16 protein-coding genes are annotated in these 18,886 nt (G+C 69.6%); 7 read left to right on the top strand and 9 right to left on the bottom strand.

Annotated features, from left to right (window positions below):
- Window positions 1-53: 53 nt before the first annotated feature.
- The 4 genes from P3102_RS30875 to ald all read right to left on the bottom strand — a co-directional run bounded on the left by P3102_RS30875 (window position 54) and on the right by ald (window position 7,928).
- Window positions 54-3,701: an ABC transporter ATP-binding protein gene (locus tag P3102_RS30875; protein WP_276371424.1), complete on the bottom strand. Its 3,648-nt coding sequence runs from the start codon at window positions 3,699-3,701 to the stop codon at window positions 54-56.
- Between the two features lie 200 nt (window positions 3,702-3,901).
- Window positions 3,902-4,786 carry an ABC transporter permease subunit gene (locus tag P3102_RS30870; protein WP_276363949.1) on the bottom strand — a complete coding sequence of 295 codons (885 nt, stop codon included), beginning with the start codon at window positions 4,784-4,786 and terminating at the stop codon, window positions 3,902-3,904.
- Window positions 4,786-5,946 (bottom strand): ABC transporter ATP-binding protein, encoded by a 1,161-nt coding sequence (locus P3102_RS30865; RefSeq protein WP_276363948.1) that lies wholly within the window; start codon window positions 5,944-5,946, stop codon window positions 4,786-4,788. The genes P3102_RS30870 and P3102_RS30865 overlap by 1 nt, the downstream gene beginning before the upstream one ends.
- Before the next feature lie 866 nt (window positions 5,947-6,812).
- Window positions 6,813-7,928 (bottom strand): alanine dehydrogenase, encoded by a 1,116-nt coding sequence (ald, locus tag P3102_RS30860; RefSeq protein ID WP_276363946.1) that lies wholly within the window; start codon window positions 7,926-7,928, stop codon window positions 6,813-6,815.
- 166 nt (window positions 7,929-8,094) lie between these two features.
- Between ald and P3102_RS30855 the strand changes: the two genes are divergently transcribed.
- Both P3102_RS30855 and P3102_RS30850 read left to right on the top strand, forming a co-directional pair.
- On the top strand, window positions 8,095-9,036 hold the full coding sequence (locus P3102_RS30855; protein ID WP_276363945.1) for a zinc-binding dehydrogenase: 942 nt from the start codon (window positions 8,095-8,097) through the stop codon (window positions 9,034-9,036).
- A gap of 178 nt (window positions 9,037-9,214) precedes the next feature.
- Window positions 9,215-9,442 carry a hypothetical protein gene (locus tag P3102_RS30850; RefSeq protein WP_007033850.1) on the top strand — a complete coding sequence of 76 codons (228 nt, stop codon included), beginning with the start codon at window positions 9,215-9,217 and terminating at the stop codon, window positions 9,440-9,442.
- 98 nt (window positions 9,443-9,540) lie between these two features.
- Here the strand turns inward: P3102_RS30850 and P3102_RS30845 are convergent, their stop codons facing one another.
- Genes P3102_RS30845 through P3102_RS30835 form a run of 3 tightly spaced genes read right to left on the bottom strand, consistent with a single transcriptional unit; the run spans window position 9,541 to window position 11,915 of the window.
- Window positions 9,541-11,094: a helix-turn-helix domain-containing protein gene (locus P3102_RS30845; RefSeq protein ID WP_276363940.1), complete on the bottom strand. Its 1,554-nt coding sequence runs from the start codon at window positions 11,092-11,094 to the stop codon at window positions 9,541-9,543.
- A 36-nt stretch (window positions 11,095-11,130) separates the two neighbouring features.
- Window positions 11,131-11,568, bottom strand: coding sequence for a VOC family protein (locus P3102_RS30840; protein WP_276363939.1), 438 nt, complete (start codon window positions 11,566-11,568; stop codon window positions 11,131-11,133).
- Window positions 11,565-11,915: a PadR family transcriptional regulator gene (locus tag P3102_RS30835; RefSeq protein ID WP_276363937.1), complete on the bottom strand. Its 351-nt coding sequence runs from the start codon at window positions 11,913-11,915 to the stop codon at window positions 11,565-11,567. Before P3102_RS30835 ends, P3102_RS30840 begins: the two co-directional genes overlap by 4 nt.
- 56 nt (window positions 11,916-11,971) lie before the next feature.
- Here P3102_RS30835 and P3102_RS30830 point away from each other — a divergent pair, with 56 nt between their 5' ends.
- The 3 genes from P3102_RS30830 (at window position 11,972) to P3102_RS30820 (ending at window position 14,867) form a co-directional block, all read left to right on the top strand.
- Complete coding sequence (locus P3102_RS30830; protein WP_276363935.1) at window positions 11,972-12,370, top strand: VOC family protein; 399 nt, start codon at window positions 11,972-11,974, stop codon at window positions 12,368-12,370.
- A 77-nt stretch (window positions 12,371-12,447) separates the two neighbouring features.
- The gene (locus P3102_RS30825) at window positions 12,448-13,749 is read left to right on the top strand and encodes a bifunctional o-acetylhomoserine/o-acetylserine sulfhydrylase (protein ID WP_276363934.1); all 1,302 of its coding nucleotides are present in this window, start codon (window positions 12,448-12,450) and stop codon (window positions 13,747-13,749) included.
- The gene (locus P3102_RS30820; protein ID WP_276363932.1) at window positions 13,746-14,867 is read left to right on the top strand and encodes a homoserine O-acetyltransferase; all 1,122 of its coding nucleotides are present in this window, start codon (window positions 13,746-13,748) and stop codon (window positions 14,865-14,867) included. Before P3102_RS30825 ends, P3102_RS30820 begins: the two co-directional genes overlap by 4 nt.
- A gap of 78 nt (window positions 14,868-14,945) precedes the next feature.
- Here P3102_RS30820 and P3102_RS30815 read toward each other — a convergent pair whose 3' ends face one another.
- Together P3102_RS30815 and P3102_RS30810 are read right to left on the bottom strand one after the other, a co-directional pair.
- Entirely contained in the window at window positions 14,946-15,443 is a 498-nt protein-coding gene (locus tag P3102_RS30815; RefSeq protein WP_276363930.1) for a hypothetical protein, read from the bottom strand.
- Window positions 15,444-15,500: 57 nt separating this feature from the next.
- Window positions 15,501-16,091 carry a TetR/AcrR family transcriptional regulator gene (locus tag P3102_RS30810; protein WP_276363929.1) on the bottom strand — a complete coding sequence of 197 codons (591 nt, stop codon included), beginning with the start codon at window positions 16,089-16,091 and terminating at the stop codon, window positions 15,501-15,503.
- 152 nt (window positions 16,092-16,243) lie between these two features.
- Here P3102_RS30810 and P3102_RS30805 point away from each other — a divergent pair, with 152 nt between their 5' ends.
- Both P3102_RS30805 and P3102_RS30800 read left to right on the top strand, forming a co-directional pair.
- Window positions 16,244-17,053: an SGNH/GDSL hydrolase family protein gene (locus P3102_RS30805; RefSeq protein WP_276363927.1), complete on the top strand. Its 810-nt coding sequence runs from the start codon at window positions 16,244-16,246 to the stop codon at window positions 17,051-17,053.
- A 149-nt stretch (window positions 17,054-17,202) separates the two neighbouring features.
- Window positions 17,203-18,816: a carboxyl transferase domain-containing protein gene (locus P3102_RS30800; RefSeq protein WP_276363926.1), complete on the top strand. Its 1,614-nt coding sequence runs from the start codon at window positions 17,203-17,205 to the stop codon at window positions 18,814-18,816.
- Window positions 18,817-18,886: the final 70 nt, after the last annotated feature.

Below are 18,886 nucleotides of genomic sequence, written 5' to 3'. Positions count from 1 at the left end.
CACCTGCTTGCGTTGTGGAGAAGGCGCAAACAGGTGACCAATTGCGTGCTTGGTCAGCCCAGTGACCAAAGGCGCGCGTAGTGGCCATCCGCGGCGACCAGTTCCGCGTGGGTGCCTTGTTCGATGATGCGGCCGTGGTCCAGCACCACGATCCGGTCGGCCTTGGCGGCGGTGGCGAGGCGGTGCGCGACCACGAACGTCGTGCGGCGGCGGGCGAGTTGTTCCGTGGCGCGCAGGACGGCGGCTTCGGTGGACGGGTCGAGGGCCGCGGTCGCTTCGTCGAGCAGGAGGACGTCCGGATCGACGAGTTCGGCGCGGGCGAGGGCGACGAGTTGCCGTTGCCCGGCCGAAAGCGACCGTCCGCGTTCACCGACGGGCTGGTGGAAACCGGCCGGGAGCGCGGCGACCCCGTCGAGCGCGCCGACGGATCGCACCGCTTCCTCGACCTCCGCGTCCGTCGCGGTCGGCCTGCCGTAGCGCACATTGTCCGCGACGGTTCCCGAGAACAGATGCGCTTCCTGTGGTACCACGCCCATTCGCGTGCGGAGGGCGGCCAGGTCGTACTCGCGGATATCGGTCCCGTCGATCCGGACCACGCCGCCTGTGGCGTCGTAGAAGCGCGCGACGAGCTTCACCGCTGTCGACTTGCCGGCGCCCGTCGCGCCGACCAAGGCGACGGTCTCCCCGGAAGCGACCTCCAGCGTCAGCTCTTTCAAAGCGGGGTCATCCGTCGCGGGGTAAGCGAAATCGACGTCCTTGAAGGAGACCTCGCCTCGTAACCGCTCCGGGACCGGGACCGGGTTTTCCGCCGCCGGAACGGAAGTCGGCGTGCGGAGGAGGTCACCGATGCGGGTCAGGCCGACTCGCGCCTGCTGGTAGCCGTCGAACACCGAGGACAGTTGCTGGATCGGCGAGAAGAACTGGCCGAGGTACAACAGGAACGCCACCAGCACACCGGCCGACAGCGTGCCCGCCGCGACCCGGTTCGCGCCGACGATCAGCACGACGACCTCGGCCAATCCGGAAAGCATTGCCGCGAAAGGGAAGTATGTCGCGACATAGCGCTGGGCGCGCAGCCGCGAACGCCGGTACTCGTCGCTGCGGGAAGCGAACTTCTCCGCCGTCCGCTCCTCGCGGGTGTAGGCCTGCGCGACCCGCAGACCGTTCACGTTCTCCTGCATGTCCGCGTTGACGACGCTCACCCGCTCCCGGGCTTCGGTGTACGCCCTGGACGACGCCCGGCGGAAGATCACCGTCGCCACGACGAGGATCGGCAGCACCGCGAGCGCGTACGTCGCCAGCCCGATGTCGGTGATCATCAGCGCCGCCGCGATCCCGACCAGGGTCAGCGCGCTCACCACGGCCTGCGCGACGCCGGTCTGCAGGAACGTCGAGAGGGCGTCGACGTCGGTCGTCATCCGGGTCATGATCTTCCCGGACAGTTCGCGCTCGTAGAAGTCGAGCCCGAGCCGTTGCAGATGGGCGTAACTGCGGACGCGCAGCGAATACAGCACCGTCTCCCCGACCCGTGCCGTCATCCTGGTCTGGAGGTAGACCACCAGCCAGTCCGTGAGGATCACCAAGGCACCGATGCCGGCGGCCAGCCAGATCACCGCCTCCGCTCCGGCACGCACCCCGCCGTCGATGCCGTACTGGTACAGCGCGGGCATCGCGATGGTGGCCAGCGCGTCCGCCGCCACCAGCCCGATCACCACGGCGAGCGGGCCGCGCACCGGGTTCAGCAGGCGCCCGAGCCGGAACTTCGGCTCGGGCGCGGTGACGTCGGTGCCCGGCAGGTGCGGGGCGTCCGTGGCGGGCGGCAGTTTCCGGACGCCTTCGAGGAGTTCTCCGCTCGGCGGCAGGTCGACGTCCCATTCACCGCCGGTGCCCTTGCGCTCGCCCGACAGTTCGTCGGCCTTGTCCTGCTCCGGCCACAGAGCGGGGGTGATGCCCGCGGGGCCACAGTCGAGTCCTTCGCAGCGGTGCGGTTCCTCGACGTCGTCACCGGGACCCGCGACGAGTTCGCGGAACAGCGGGCAGCGAGCCAGCAGTTCCTCCTCGGTGCCGACGTCGACGACGCGGCCCTTGTCCAGCACGGCGATCCGGTCGGCGAGGGCGAGGGTGGAGCGGCGGTGCGCGATCAGCAGGGTGGTCCGGCTCGCGGTGACGGACCGCAGCGTGTCGTGGATGGCCGCCTCGGTGACCGTGTCGATGGCGGACGTCGCGTCGTCGAGGACGAGGACACGCGGGTCGGTCATCAGCGCCCTGGCGAGGCCGAGCCGCTGCCGCTGACCGCCCGAAAGCGTGAGGCCGCGCTCGCCGACGAGCGTGTCGTACCCCTCGGGAAGGCGCTGGATGAACTCGTCCGCCTCCGCCGCTCGCGCGGCCGCGCGGATCTCTTCGTCGCCGGCGTCCGGCCTGCCGTAGGCGATGTTGTCGCGCACCGACGAGGAGAAGAGGAACGCCTCCTCGAAGACCACGCCGATCACGCCGCGCAGGTCGTGCTGCCGGACGTCGCGGACGTCGAGGTCACCGACCTGGACCGAACCGCTGTGCACGTCGTAGAACCGGGGCAGCAGCAAGGAGATCGTCGACTTGCCCGAACCGGCGGTGCCGACGAGCGCGAGGGTTTCGCCCGGCCGGGCCTCCAGCGTGAGACCGTCGAGCACGGGATCCGACCGCGTGTAGCCGAAGGAGACGTCCTCCAGCCGGACGCCGAGCGGGCCTTCGGGCAGTGGCCGCGCGTCCGGGCTGTCGACGACGTCCGGCTGCGCGTCGATCAGTTCGTTGACCCGTTCCGCCCCGGCCCTGGTCAGCTGGGCCTGGACGATGAGGCTCGAAATCATCCGTGCCGGGCCGATCAGGATGGACAGGTAGGTGGCGAACGCCAGGAAGGTGCCGAGGCTGATCTCGCCCTTCAGCGCGAGGACGCCGCCGACCGCCAGCACCGCGACCTGACCGGCCGCGGGCAGCGCCGCCGTCGTCGCCGTCGGCAAGGCCGAGAGCCGCGCCGCGCGCATGCGTTCGGCGAAGAGCTTCTTCGCCGTCTTTTCCAGCTTCGCGACCTCGCGCGCTTCCTGGCCGAAGCCCTTCACGACGCGTACGCCGGTGACGGTTTCCTCGACCTGCTGCGCGACGTCGGCCGCGCGCTGCTGGGCCGCCCACGTCGCCGGGAAGAGCCGTTTCCGGCTCACCGCCATGATGATCGCGATCGCGGGGGCGACCACCATCGCGATCAGGGTCAGCGTCGGCGACATCCACAGCATCGCGCCGAGCGACAGGAGCGCGAAGATCACCGATCCCGCCGAAAGCGGCACCTGCATCAGGACCGACGTGACCAATTGCAGGTCCGAGATCGCGCGGGAGGCGACCTGCCCGGTGCGCAGCGCGTCCTGCTTGCCGCCGTCGAGCCGGGAGACCGCGTTGAACACCTGGCGGCGCAGGTCGTGCTGGACGTCGAGGGCCAGCCGCCCGCCGACGTACCGGCGGGCGAAGGCGTTGCCGAAGGTCAGCACCTGCAGTACCGCCATCACGGCGGCGAGCAGGCCGAGACGGGAGGTGTCGCCGGCGACGGCGTCGTCGAGCGCCTCGCGGATCAGCAGCGGAGCGGCGGCCTGCAACCCGACGCCGATGATGGCCGCACCCAGCGACAGCACGACGAGCCAGGGATGTTTCCAGCACGAAGCGGCCAGGCGGCGGATCCAGCCTCCGGTGGATACCGGGGCCGTCTCACGGGCCGGGCTCGCTTGACGCGGACGAGGTGGAGCAGTAGTCACCCCGCAAGCCTAGGCGGCCTCACCGACAGGACCGGCCGGTTCGCGCAGAGCCGAATGCCATGAAAGGTCCCTTCATTGCAAAATTTGCAATGAAGGGACCTTTCATGGCACTTGTGAACGGTGACTCAGGTGATGTCCTTCTTCTGGTTCACGGCCCAGCCGGCGAGGAAGAAGATCATCGTCCAGCCGAAGAAGATGAGCGCCGAGGCCCACCACGAGAACGCGCCGGGAGCGCCCGCCGCGTACTGCAGTGCCCACGCCGTCTCGTCCTGGAGGCCGGGGACCTTCACGCCGGCGGCGCCGAACGCCTCGGCACCGATGGCGCCCACGATGCCGTTGACCGTGCCGTTCGGCAGGACGCCGCCCAGCCACGTGACGTCGGCGACGCCGAACATGACGAACACGAGGACGTTCTCGACCACCAGCATCCAGATGGTCAGCGTGATGATGCTGCCGACGACGCTGCGCCAGACCGCGCCGACCCCGATGCCGAACAGGGTCGCCAGGATGGTCGCGAGGACACCCGCCCCGAGCACGCCGAGCCACTGGCCCGCGGTGGGCAGGCGCGCGCTGTCGACCGTGATCACGGTGCCGAGGCTCGCCGCGCCCACGATGATCACGCCGTAGATCGCGCCCCAGGCGATGTAGGTGATCATCTTCGCGCTCAACGCCGAAACCCGGTTCGGGGCGGTGAGGAACGTCGTGGTGATCGTCTTCTTCGTGTACTCGCCGGCGAGGGCGAAGACACCGAAGATGATCGGGATCATCGTGCCGATGTTGATGCCGTGCCCGAGCGCGAGCAGGCCGACGGGCAGTTCGCCGGTCGAGATGCCGAGCGCCTCGGTCAGCTCACGGGTGTCGGAACGGCCGAGGAAGTCACTGAAGTCGTTGGTGATCATGCCCCAGAACAGGGCGAACGCGAAGGCGAAGACCACCGCGGGGATCATCAGCGCCCACCACGCCTTGAGCGTGAGCGTCTTGCGGAACTCCGCCTTGATCAGGTTGCCCATCAGCCCTGGCCTCCCCAGCCCTCGTTCTGGCCCTGCTGCTGCGCCTGCTGCTGAGGCGGCGCCTGCTGGTACTGCTGCGGTTGCGGCGGCTGGCCCTGCTGGAACTGCTGCGGCGGCGCGAAACCGGGCGGCGGCGTGTTCTGCGGCGCGTAGCCGGGAGGCGGACCTTGGTAACCGGGCGGCGGACCCTGATAACCCGGGGGCGGCCCCTGGTATCCCGGCGGCGGGCCCTGCTGGAAACCGGGCGGCGGCGCGGCGTACTGGCCCTGCGTCAGCTGGAAGAACATCCGCTCCAGATCCGCGGTCTCCTCCTGCATGCCGTAGACCGCGATGCTCGCCTTGGCCGAGATGTCGCCGATCTGCTGCACCGTCGCACCCGACACCGCGACACGGCCGTCCGGCATCGGCGCGACCTGCGTGATGCCCGCCTCCTGCAACGCCGCGACGAGCCCGCTCGCGTCGGCCGACTGCACCAGCACCCGGGACTGGTTGCTCTTGCGCAACTGGTCCAGCGAGCCGTTGTAGCGGGTCATGCCCTGGCTGATGATCACGACCTGGTCGATCGTCTGCTCCACCTCGTTCAGAAGGTGGCTCGAGACCAGCACCGTGCGCCCCTCGCGCGCATACGCGCGCAGGAAGTTCCGCAGCCACAGGATGCCCTCGGGGTCGAGCCCGTTCGTCGGCTCGTCCAGCACCAGCACCTGCGGGTTCCCCAGCAACGCCGTCGCCAGCGCCAGCCGCTGCCGCATGCCGAGCGAGAACCCGCCCGCCTTGCGGTCCGCGGCCGACGAAAGGCCGACCAGCCCCAGCACCTCGTCCACCCGCTGATCCGGCATCCCGATCGCCGCCGAGTACACGCGCAGGTGATTGCGCGCCGTGCGCCCCGGGTGGAAACCCTCGTTCTCCAGCACCGAACCGACGACCCGTGCCGGATTCCCCAGCTGGTCGTGCGGGCGCCCGTTGATGGTCGCCGTGCCGTTCGTGGGCGTCACCAGCCCGAGCAGCATCCGGAGCGTCGTCGTCTTTCCGGCGCCGTTCGGGCCGAGGAAGCCGGTCACCGAACCGGGTTCCACCGTGAAGCTCAGATTCTGGACCGCGTTGACCGCACCGAACTGCTTGCTCAGGTTCTGCACCGCGATGCGGCCACTGCCGTCGTGCATACCGTCCCCTTTTGTTGACGAAGGCCGATCACGCGACATCCTGCCTCACCGGGTGGCGCCGCACGCGCGGAAGGGGTCAATCCGGCGATAGCGACCTTCGTCACGTTCGGGGTGGTGTCTGCTCCGTCCGCCAGCGCAGCCGTCACTGGGCCGAATGGCCGCTGACTACCGGTTATGTGCCGTGAATCGCGGAAATTCACCGACCATCACGGTGACCCGTGAAGAAATAATTTCGAAGACATGGCGACCCCATGCAGCGCGACGGCGACTTATTACCTACGATGAAGGAGGCGGCCCGCTCCCAGTGACCCCCAGGCTGGTCGAGCGGGCCGCCCTCAGCCCCTTTGCCCCACTTCGGTCGACGCTGGCGCGTCTTCCCGAAGGTGGGGCTTCGTCGTATCACCCGGGGGGCCGAGCCCCCCGGACCCCCACGGTGCGTCCGGCTGCGGTTGGCGGGTGGGTGGGGCCTACGGCGCGGGGCGCCGTGGCCTGGTGAGGGCCGGCGGCGCGGGCGCCGTGGCCTGGTGAGGGGTCGGCGGCGCGGACGCCGTGGCCTGGTGAGGGTCGGCGGCGCGGACGCCGTGGCCTACGGCGTGGCGCCGTGGTCTGGTGAGGGGACGGCGGCGGGGAGCGCAAGGGGGCTGGGCGATCACGGATCCCGCTGTTGCTTCAGCTCCCGGAAGTGGCTTGTTCGGTGTCCCGATGTGGCATCGGGAGACCCCTGGTCCGGTCTCGGAGCCCGGACCACGAAGCGTCGGCTGAGCACCGGCTCGCCTCCGCCGGAAGTGGAAGTGCGCAAAAAGGAGCGAGGGACCTTTGCGCACCGAGGTGGCAAAGGTCCCCCGCGTGGGAGAGTGGCGTGGGGGTCAGGCCAGGACGTCGGCCAGTTCCGTGGCGGGCAAGCCGTGCGCGGCCGCGACCGGGGCGTTGGTCAGGGCGCCCGCGTGCGTGTTGAGGCCCTTCGCCAGCGAAGTGTCGGCCTGCAGCGCCTTGCGCCAGCCGTGCTCCGCCAGCTGGACGGCGTACGGCAGCGTCACGTTGGTCAGCCCGTAGGTCGACGTCCGGGGCACCGCGCCCGGCATGTTCGCGACGCAGTAGAACACCGACTCGTGGACCTTGTAGGTCGGCTCGTCGTGCGTGGTCGGCCGCGAGTCGGCGAAACAGCCGCCCTGATCGATCGCGATGTCCACCAGCACACTGCCCGGGCGCATCCGCGAGACGAGTTCGTTCGAGACCAGCTTCGGCGCCTTGGCACCGGGCACGAGCACCGCGCCGATGACCATGTCGGCCTCCAGCACGGACTGCTCGACCGACAGCGCGTTCGAGGTCACCGTGCGGATCCGGCCGCCGAAGTCGTTGTCGATCTGGCGGAGCCGGTCGACGTTGGTGTCGAGAATTTCGACGTCGGAGCCGAGGCCGAGCGCGACCCGCGCCGCGTTGAGGCCGGCGACACCGCCGCCGATCACGACCACGCGCGCCGGGTGGACGCCGGGGATGCCGCCGGGCAGCACGCCGCGGCCGCCGCTCGGCTTCATCAGCGAGAACGCGCCCACCTGCGGGGCCAGCCGTCCGGCGACCTCGGACATCGGCGCCAGCAGCGGCAGCGCGCGGTTCGGGGTCTGCACCGTCTCGTAGGCGATCGCGGTGGTGCCCGCGGCCAGCAGCGCGTCGGTCAGCGGACGGTCCGCGGCGATGTGCAGATAGGTGAACAGCACCTGGTCGGCGCGCAACCGCGGGTACTCCTCGGCGATCGGCTCCTTGACCTTGAGCACGAGTTCGCCCTCGGACCAGGTCTCCTCCGCCGTCGCGAGGATCTTCGCGCCCGCGGCGAGGTACTCCTCGTCGGTGATGGAGGAGCCGAGGCCGGCCCCGGTCTCGACGAAGACGTCGTGGCCGCGCCCGGTCAGTTCGTGCACGCCCGCCGGGGTGAGGGCCACCCGGTATTCGTGTTTCTTGATCTCACGGGGGACGGCGATACGCACGGGATGCCTCCTGGCGGCGGGTCTGCGAACAAAGGTGCTGCCACTCACGGTGAGCCACCCGCACAGTGGTGTCATCGTGTGCGCGCGACAATGTTGGGCACCGATCATGAGGTTCGTGGCACAACCGCTTGACCTCCAGTTATCTGGAGCTTGCACCTTGGGCTCCATGAGAGCGGTGTGGTTGAAAGAGTTCGGCGGGCCCGAAGTGCTCGTCGCGGGCGAGGCCCCGGATCCGGTGCCCGCAGCGGGTCAGGTCCTCATCGAGGTGGCGTTCGCCAACATCACGTTCGTCGAGACGCAGTTCCGTGCCGGCGGGGGCGGGCCGTTCCGCGTCGAACTGCCGATGATCCCGGGCAACGGCGTCGGTGGCGTGATCAGCGCGGTCGGGGAAGGAGCCGACCCCGGCCTGGTCGGCAAGCAAGTCGTGACCTCGACCGGCGGTTCCGGGGCGTACGCCGAACGGGTCGCGGTCGCCGCCGATTCCGTTTTCGCGGTGCCGGACGGCCTGGCGCTCGACGCGGCGGTCGCCATCCTCGCCGACGGCCGCACCGCGACCGCGCTGGTCACCGCCGCGCGGATCCGCCCCGGCGAGCGCGTGCTGGTGGAGGCCGCGGCGGGCGGGGTCGGCGGGCTGGTCGTCCAGCTGGCCAAGGCCGCGGGCGCCGAGGTCGTCGGCGCGGCGGGCGGTCCGGAGAAGACCGGGCACGTCCGGGACCGCGGCGCCGATCTGGCGGTCGACTACCGCGAGCCGGACTGGGCGGCGAAGGCGGGCGAAGTCGACGTCGTGTTCGACGGGGTCGGCGGCGACATCGGAGCGACGTCGTTCCGGTTGCTCAGGCCGGGCGGCCGGATGCTGATTTACGGGCTCTCGAGTGGTTCGTGGACGGAGGTGTCCGAAGAGGATGCCTTCGCGCGCGGGGTCACGGTCGTCCGGGGCCTCGGCGGGCCCGCCGAGATGCGGGCGTTCACCGAGTCCGCGCTCGCCGAAGCCGCCGCCGGACGGCTGGAACCCGTGATCGGTCAACGATTCCCGCTCGACCGGGCGGCGGACGCGCACGCGGTCATGCAGTCGCGGGGCGCGATCGGCAAGACGTTGCTCGAGATCTGATGTCCGACTCCGATGTCCGACTCCGATGTCCGACTCTGATATTCGACGTCGACGACTTCCTCGCCGGTCCGCTCACGGCAAGGGTCGCCGCGGCCGGGCAACCCGCGAAACGATAAATGCAGCACGATCGAGTCAAGATGTTGATCTTACTGGCCGGTAAGCTGCCATTCTGTTCCGCATGACAAATCAGGATTGGCGGCGGGAGCGGCGCGTCCGCACCGTCGACACCGAAGGCAATCCGGCCGATGTCATCGTGGGCCTGGTCGAAACCCCGGGGCACGGTTACGAAGCCGCGCTGCGGGTCGACGGTGGCCCGGGAGTCCTTTTGCCGCTTTACCCCGGTGCGGATCTGCTCGCCGCGGTACGGCAGACCATCGAGGACGGATATCGCGCCAGCGCGCACTGAACCGTCGGATGTCGGGAAAGGGTCTTTCACGACGATTTTCGTCGTGAAAGACCCTTTCGCGCTACAAAGTGTTCGGTACCGAGCATTTTGTCGTCGAATCAACTCCAGCGCAGGGAAACGAGTTGGGTGATCAGCGCCAGCCGGACGTCGGGATCGTCGAGATCCAGCGGGACGAGGTCGAGCAGCCGCCGCATCCGGTATCGCAGGGTGTTGGGATGGATCCGGAGTTCCTTCGCGGCCGCGCGCGGATCTCCGGGATGCCGTAGCCATTGGTACAACGTGTCGACGTAGCCGCTTTCGTGGGCATCGTCGTGCGCGCGCAGCAGCCCGAGCGGGCCGAGTTCGGCGACCTTCGCGCTGCTCGCCGCTGTCGCTCCGCGGTGCAGCGAAAGGGCCGTCCACGCCTCGTCGAAGACCACGACACGCCCGGGGACGAGCTTCGCGCGAAGCAGGCCCAGTGCCTCATCGGCCTGGACACGCGACCTCGCCAGCTCGCCGATTTCGCGGGCCGACCCCGCCGCGGCCCGTGGTGTCCCGCCCTTCCTCGACGACGGCAGGGCTTCGAGCGCGGCCCGGAGTTCGGCCCAGCCGTCGCCGTCCGGGACGACGGCGTAGAGCACGCCGCCGAGTTCCGTGGCCACCGGCCGCCTGCCGACGCCCTGCGAGATCCGTTCGAGGAGGGCGAGCCGCAGGCCCTCGTCGTCGCGGCCGTCGCCGCCGGCGACTTCGACGACCACGACGCGGTGCGGCTCCTCGGAAAGATCGAGTTCCGCGATCGCCTTGCGCGGGCTGGCGTTCCCCTCCAGCACCGCGCGCAGGAGTTCGGCCGAAACCCGGCGTTGCGAGTCGGTGTGCGCGCGGCGGCGCAGCAGGTGCAGCGCGACGACGGGCGCGGCGTCGGCGAACGCGGCCGCGCGTTCGTCGGAGACCGGACCCGCGACGACCGCCCACATCGACCCCAGCAGTTCACCGCCCATCCGGATCGGCACGATGAGCCGGGGCAGCGTGCCGTCGCGCTGTGCGGGTACGAAGATCGTTTGCCGCCCACGGGAAAGCTCGCGGAACACCCCTCGCGACCGGAACCGCGCGAGTACGTCGTCGGGGATGCGGCGGCCCATGATCGTGGACACGCGCGCCGAATCGGTCAGATCCTGCCGGGCCGAGTAGGCGAGCACCCGTGAGTTGGTGTCCTCGATGGTGACGGGCGCGTCGACCACCGAAGCGACGGCGTCCGCCAGCCGGAACAGGTCGCCGGAGCCGGGGCCGCCGCCGTCCTCGAGCGCGTCCGATTCGTCGGCCAGCGCGTCGAGGACCGTCCTGAGCAGCCAGACGAGCTGAGCCCACGACGTCGCCGAGCGCACTTCGATCAACGCGATGTCCGCCGACTTCGCCGCCCGCTTCACTGCCGGTTTCGCCGCGAGCGGCGGCTTCAGCAGGACCGCGGCGGCACCTTTCGACGCGCTGACCTTGACGAGTTCGGCCGCGTCCGCCATCTCCGTGATCGCGACGCCGAGGACGAGGTCGCCCGCGGCGAGGGTGTTGCCGGGCTCGGCGATGACGACGTCGCCGACGGCGGGGGACTCCTCGGGGATCCGCAGGGCGTGCAACAGCGTCGGACCGACCCGATCGACCACGCTCCGCACGGAAACCATGGGGCGATTGTCCAGCAGGTGGGACCACCGCACACGTCAGACCTCGCGGGGAGTTCTCGCGTCGATGTCTTCGGGGGTGAACCGCTCTCGTTTGGTCGTCAGCGCCCACCGGTGCCCGTCGGGGCCGACGATCCGGCCGTAGCGCTCGCCGAAGAACATCTCCTCGACCGGCGCCTCCACCCGTGCGCCCGCGAACACCGCGCGCCGCACGAGGTCGTCGGGGTCGCCGGTCTCCAGCGTCAGGAGCATCGGTGTGCCGCCGAGGGTCGACGGCGCGAGCGCGTCCAGCCGCGGGATCTCCTGGCTCACCAGCAGCCGCGCGTCGCCGACGGCGAGTTCCACGAACAGTACGACGCCGTTCGGCAGCACATTGCGGAACAGCTCCACGGCGTCGAACGCCTTGGCGTAGAAGGAAAGTGACGCGTCGACGTCCTTGACGAACAAATGCGGCACCAAACCGAGCGCCCGGCTCACGCCGATTCCGCCCGCTTCAGCAGCCCGGCTTGCCCGGCCACGGCGACGAGCCTGCTCAGGAACTCCGCCTCGCGGGCGGCGACGGCCCGGCCGGCGCGGGTCAGCCGGTAGTAACGGCGGCGCGAATCGTGCGGCTGGTCCTCGCCTGCGTCCGGGGCCTCTTCGGCCAGGCCGTCGGCGACGAGCCGGGCCAGCGTCCGGTACAGCGTGCCCGGGCCGAGCTGGGCGGTCCCGCCGCTCACCTCGTCGACGAAACCCATGATCGCGTAGCCGTGCGCGCGACCTCGCGCGAGCGCCAGCAGGGTTTGGAACGCCGCGGGGGTGAGCTGCGGGTTGCCGTCGGCCATCCGGGGAGCATACACTCCGATCTCGTTATATCCACTATGGATACAAGGGGCCGGACGTGGCGATTCGAGGCGTGCACAAGATCGTCGTCGGGGTGACCGACCAGGAGCGGGCGAAGCGGTTCTGGTCCGAGGTCGTCGGATTCGAGATCACCACCGACGTGCCTTACGGCGACAAGGGGAGCCGTTGGGTGGAGGTCACGTCCGCCGACGGTGCGACGGCGCTCGTCCTGAGCACCGCGCCGGAGGATCTCAAGCGATTCGAGGTGCGGGACGAACTCCCGACGGCCAACTTCTTCTTCTACGCCGACGACGTCGAAAGGACGTACGAGGAGCTCTCGGCGAAGGGTGTCGAGTTCCCGGCGCGGCCGGAAAAGCAGCCGTGGGGCTGGTGGGCCATGTTCACCGACTCGGAGGGCAACCGGTTCGTTCTACAGGAAAAGAATCCCACCTCTTGAGAACAGTTGGGTGCTCCGTTCGGCGGAGCTAGCTTCGGAGCCCACAGCCGAAACCTTGAGCCGCTAGGAGAATCGCGATGAGCGCGGACGGATGGTCGTTCGAGACCAAGCAGATCCACGCGGGTGCGGCGCCGGACACCGCCACCGGTGCGCGGGCGACCCCGATCTACCAGACCACCTCGTACGTGTTCCGCGACAGCCAGCACGGCGCCGATCTCTTCAGCCTCGCCGAGCCGGGCAACATCTACACGCGGATCAACAACCCCACGCAGGACGTGCTGGAGCAGCGGCTCGCCGCGCTCGAAGGCGGCGTCGCGGCGCTCGCGTTCGCCTCCGGGAGCGCGGCCACCACGGCGGCCATCCTCAACCTCGCGAACGCGGGCGACCACTTCGTCTCCAGCCCGGCGCTCTACGGCGGCACCTACAACCTCTTCCACTACACGCTGCCGAAGCTCGGCATCGAGGTCTCGTTCGTCGAGGACCAGGACGACGTCGAGCAGTGGAAGGCGGCCGTCCGGCCCAACACCAAGCTGTTCTTCGCCGAGACGCTGGCCAACCCCGGCAGCAACGTGCTCGACATCCGCGCGGTCGCCGACGCCGCGCACGAATCCGGGGTCCCGCTGGTCGTGGACAACACCGTGCCGACGCCGTACCTCGTCCGCCCGATCGAGCACGGTGCCGACATCGTGGTCCACTCGGCCACCAAGTACCTCGGCGGGCACGGCACCACGGTCGCCGGGGTGCTGGTCGACGGCGGCACCTTCGACTTCGGCAAGGACCCCGGGCGCTTCCCGGGCTTCAACGAGGCCGACCCGAGCTATCACGGTCTCAAGTACTGGGAGGCCCTCGGCCCGGGCGCGTACGCCGCCAAAGCCCGCGTCCAGATCCTGCGTGACACCGGCGCCGCGATCGCGCCGCTGAACAGTTTCCTGATCCTGCAAGGGATCGAGACACTTTCGCTGCGCCTGGAGCGGCACGTGTCCAACGCGCAGGCGCTGGCCGAGTGGCTGGAGCAGCGCGACGAGGTCGAGAAGGTGTACTACGCCGGGCTGCCGTCGAGCCCGTACCACGAGGCCGCGAAGAAGTACCTGCCCAAGGGGGCCGGTGCGGTGCTGTCGTTCGAACTGCGTGGCGGTGTCGATGCCGGACGGGCCTTCGTGGACGGTACGGAACTGCACAGCCAGCTGGTCAACATCGGCGACGTGCGCAGCCTGATCGTGCACCCGGCCTCGACGACGCACAGCCAGCTCACGCCCGAGGAGCAGTCCTCCAGCGGGGTCACGCCGGGTCTCGTGCGGCTCGCCGTCGGGCTGGAAGGGGTCGAGGACCTCAAAGCCGATCTCGAAGCCGGATTCCGGGCGGCCAAGGCGGCTCTGTGACCCAGGCTTCCGATCTCCCTCCCGCCACCGGTGCGTGGCGGGAGGGAGATCCGCCCGGTCGGCGTCGATTCGTCAGCGGCGTCCAGGCGCTCGAAACCGGTGGGACGCTGCCGTTCACGCTCGCCTACGAGACCTGGGGAACGCTGAATCCGGGTGCCGACAACGCGATCCTCGTCGAGCACGCGCTGACCGGGGACAGCCACGCCGTCGGTCCCGCGGAGGAAGGCCATGTCAGCCCCGGTTGGTGGGACGGCCTGATCGGGCCGGGCAAGGCCATCGACACGGACGCGTTCTTCGTCGTGGTCCCGAACGTGCTCGGTGGTTGCCAGGGCTCGACCGGCCCGTCTTCGCGGCATCCGGACGGAAAGCCCTGGGGGAGCAGGTTTCCCGCCGTGACCGTACGGGACCAGGTGGGCGCCGAAACCATCCTCGCCGACGCGCTGGGCATCGGCCGGTGGGCCGCGGTGATCGGCGGATCCATGGGCGGGATGCGCGCGCTGGAATGGGCGGTGAGCGAGCCGGACCGGGTCGAGGCCCTGCTCGTCCTCGCGTCGACGGCGCGGGCGTCGGCCGACCAGATCGCCTGGGCGGCGCCGCAACTGCACGCCATCCGCGCCGATCCGGGCTGGCGCGGCGGTGACTACCACGACGGCCCCGGTGGCGGCCCGGACGCCGGCCTCGGCATCGCGCGCCGTATCGCGCACGCGACCTACCGCAGTGAAGCCGAACTGTCGCAACGCTTCGGTCGTCGTCACCAGGACGGCGAAGACCCGCTTCACGGTGGGCGATTCGCCGTCGAGTCCTATTTGGACCATCACGCCGGGAAGCTGTCCCGCCGGTTCGACGCAGGCAGTTACGTGGTGCTCACCGCATCGATGAACACCCACGACGTCGGCCGGGGCCGGGGCGGTGCCGCGAACGCGCTCGGCCGGATCACCGCGCGCACCGTCGCGGCCGGGGTGGACAGTGACCGGCTCTACCCGCTGTACCAGTCACGGGCCATCGCGGACGGGATCGACGGGGCGGAGTTCGCCGTCATCGGGTCGCCTTACGGGCACGACTCGTTCCTGATCGAGACCGAGCAGATCGCACGGCTGGTGAAACTCCTGCTCGACTAGGCGACGCGCGTGATGGCCGGCTGAGCACGCGGGGCGTCCGTCACGGGGCGGCCGGATCACCGGCCCGGCCACGCCCGGCTAGTCCGCGACGGCGTCCGAGATCCACGGCGCCACCGGCAGGTCCCGGTCCAGGCATTCCGACGACAGCCGGATCGTCCAGCGCAGCGCCTGCAGCACCAGGCTGTCGACCTCGTCGGGCGCGGCGTTGGCGAGCGCGATCTCGACCTGCTCCTGCGCGGCCTCGCTGTTGCCGTGCACTTCGGCCAGCAGGGTGCGCACGGCCGTCCGCACGGGCGGGTCCGCCTGGTCGATCGAGACCTCTTCACCGTCCTCGTCGAACACCTGCACCTTGACCGGCGCGCTCCCGCCGTCGCCGAGAGTGGACACCATGGCGCTGCATTCGCCGAACAGCATCATCACGAGCTCTTTGGTCTCTTCGGAACGGGCTCGAGGCTCGGCGGCGGTCGGCATGAGCTCGTCGAGCGCCTCGGCGTCCTCCCCGAGGCTGATCGCCACGAGCGCACGCTGCGCCTTTTCGACGAGCCTCCGCTCGTACTCGCTCCTGTCCGGCTCCACGTGCCTATCAAACACCAGAGGACGGACATGTGGGGATAGGCCGAAACCCGGACGTGGTCACTTCGCGGCGCGCAGTGCACCCAGCGCGAGACGGCAGAGCATCTCGGCCAGTTCGCTGTCACCGAGATGGCGGTTGTACGGCGTCGAATTGATCAATCCGAAGACCGCGTGTGCCGCCGAGCGCGCCTGACGTTCGCCGATTCCGGGGACGGCGTCACTGATCGCACGCACCCAGACCTCGACGTACTGACGCTGCAGGGCGCGGACCTGTTTCCGGTCACTGTCGGTGAGATTGGCGAGGTTGCGTTCCTGGACGGTGATCAGCGCGGGATGCGCGAGCGCGAAATCGACGTGAAAATGCACCAATGTTTCGAGAACCTCGCCCGGCTCGTCCCGCTGGCCCGCCCTCGCCGTCCCGCCGTCGAGCAGATAGCGGCTGATCGAGTTCAGCATCTCGCCGAGAATGGCGTCCTTGCTGCGGAAATGCCGGTACAACGCCGGACCGGAGATGCCGACCGCGGCACCGATGTCGTCGATGCCGACGCCGTGGAAACCGTGGTGGGCGAAGAGCTCGGCGGCGGCGGACATGATCTGTTCGCGCCTGTTCGCCTTCTCGCCGTTCACGAGTGGGGTGGAGTTCGCCGGCATCTGGCCATATTAGGGCCGCGTGTTAGCGAGCGCTAACACGCGGCCGTACTTCCAGCCTGGGCCAAGCGGGTTACCTGCGGAAATGGCCCTTTTGCGGGTGACTACCACCTGGTAATGCTGTGTCTCGTTAACTTGTCACGAAGGAGTGACCCATGGCCGTCCCTGCTCGGATCAAAGCTCTTTCCTTCACTCGTTTAGGTGCGGCCTTGGGGGTCGCTGTCCTCGCCACCCTCGGTCTCGCGGGCACCGCCCAGGCGGCGACCGACTACGTGGCGCTCGGTGACTCGTACTCGTCCGGCGTCGGTGCCGGCAGCTACGGGAACTCGGGCGACTGCCTGCGCAGTGCCAACGCCTATCCCCAGCTGTGGGCCAACGCCCACGCCGGGACCACGTTCAAGTTCGTCGCGTGCTCGGGGGCGCGCACCGGCGACGTCTTGAACCAGATCGCGAACGTCACCTCCAGCACCACGCTGGTGACGGTCTCGGTCGGCGGCAACGACGCCGGGTTCGCCGACGTCATGACCACCTGCACCACCGGCAGCGACCAGACCTGCATCAACCGGGTCAACACCGCGAAGACCTACGTGAACAACACGCTTCCGGGCTTGCTGGACAACGTCTACGGCAAGATCAAGGCGAAGGCGCCCAGCGCGAAGCTGGTCGTGCTCGGGTACCCGCGCTTCTACACGGTGCCGGGTTCGTGCTCGGTCGGGCTGAGCGACACCAAGCGCACGGCGATCAACTCGGGTTCCGACGCGCTCGCGTCGGTGCTCTCGGCCCGCGCTTCCGCGAACGGCGCGAAGTTCGTCGACGTGCGGCCCGCCTTCACCGGGCACAACATCTGCTCGGCGGCCAACGACTACCTGCACAGCCTCACCTGGCCGATCGTGAACTCGTACCACCCGACGGCCGCCGGCCAGCGCGGCGGCTACTACGCCCCGCTGGTCTCCGCGATCGGCTGACCTGCACGAGGTACATGAAGGCCCCCTTACTTGCGCCATGTGCAGGAAGGGGGCCTTCACGTACTTGCGGGGCACGGTGGACAGAGCGGGTTAGTGGGCGTTAACCTACGAGCGCGAGTTAACGACGGCTAACTTGGCGACGAGGAGCCATGGACACACCCGTACTGAGCACTTCGGCCGATCCGGGCAGCGACGAGTACGCCCGCAGCGTCACCTCCCACGCCGAGCTGGTCGAGGATCTGCGCAAGCGGCTCGCCGCCGCCCGGCTCGGGGGCCCGGAGAAATCCCGCACCCGCCACGTCGAGCGGGGCAAACTCCTGCCGCGCGACCGGGTCGACACCCTCCTCGACCCGGGATCGCCGTTCCTGGAGCTGTCCCCGCTGGCCGCCACCGGACTGTACGACGACGAAGCGCCGTCGGCCGGGATCATCACCGGGATCGGGCGGGTCTCGGGCCGCGAATGCGTGATCGTCGCCAACGACGCCACGGTCAAGGGCGGCACCTACTACCCGATGACCGTCAAGAAGCACCTGCGGGCGCAAGAGGTCGCGCTGCACAACAATCTGCCGTGCGTCTACCTGGTGGACTCCGGCGGCGCGTTCCTGCCCAGGCAGGATGAGGTCTTCCCGGATCGTGAGCACTTCGGCCGGATCTTCTACAACCAAGCCACGATGTCCGCACGCGGTGTCCCGCAGATCGCCGCGGTGCTCGGCTCCTGCACGGCGGGCGGCGCGTACGTCCCGGCGATGAGCGACGAAGCGGTCATCGTGCGGAACCAGGGCACCATCTTCCTCGGCGGCCCCCCGCTGGTGAAGGCCGCGACGGGTGAGGTCGTCACGGCCGAGGAACTCGGCGGCGGCGACGTCCACTCGCGCCAATCCGGCGTCACCGACCACCTGGCCGAGGACGACGCCGATGCCCTGCGCATCGTTCGCTCGATCGTGTCGACTTTGGGGCCGCGGACGCCACGTCCGTGGGACCTCCATCCGACTGAGGCCCCCGTCGCCGACCCGAACGAGTTGTACGGCGTCGTCCCCACCGACCCGCGCGTCCCGTACGACGTCCGCGAGGTCATCGCGCGGATCGTCGACGGCAGCCGGTTCGGCGAGTTCAAGAAGGAGTACGGCTCGACGCTGGTCACCGGGTTCGCCCGGATCCACGGCCACCCCGTCGGCATCGTCGCGAACAACGGCGTGCTGTTCGCCGAGTCCGCGATGAAGGGCGCGCACTTCATCGAGCTGTGCGACAAACGCTCGATCCCGCTGCTGTTCCTGCAGAACATCACCGGTTTCATGGTCGGCCGCGCCTACGAGGCTGGCGGCATCGCCAAACACGGCGCGAAGATGGTCACCGCGGTGGCCTGCGCGCGCGTGCCGAAGCTGACCGTCGTCATCGGCGGCTCGTTCGGCGCGGGCAACTATTCGATGTGCGGCCGCGCGTACTCGCCGCGGTTCCTGTGGATGTGGCCGAACGCGCGGATCTCGGTGATGGGCGGCGAGCAGGCGGCGTCGGTGCTGTCCACCGTCCGCCGGGACGCCATCGAGGCCCGTGGCGGCGACTGGTCCGCCGAGGACGAAGAGGCGTTCAAGGATCCGATCCGCGAGCAGTACGAGGCGCAGGGCAGTCCGTACTACTCGACGGCGCGGCTGTGGGACGACGGCGTGATCGACCCGGCGGACACCCGCACGGTGCTCGGCCTCGCGCTGTCCGCGGCGGCCAACGCGCCGTTGTCCGATGTCAACTACGGCGTCTTCAGGATGTGAGCGCGACGATGCGGAGGATCGTCCTACTCGGCCGAAGCCGGCGCGCTGTGTACGACCCGAACCCGCGCGC

Origin of the sequence: Amycolatopsis sp. QT-25 (assembly GCF_029369745.1) — a bacterium.
In the GTDB taxonomy this organism is placed as follows: Bacteria; Actinomycetota; Actinomycetes; order Mycobacteriales; family Pseudonocardiaceae; genus Amycolatopsis.
Note: the sequence above shows the minus strand (reverse complement) of the source record. Positions and strands in the feature narration are given on the sequence as shown.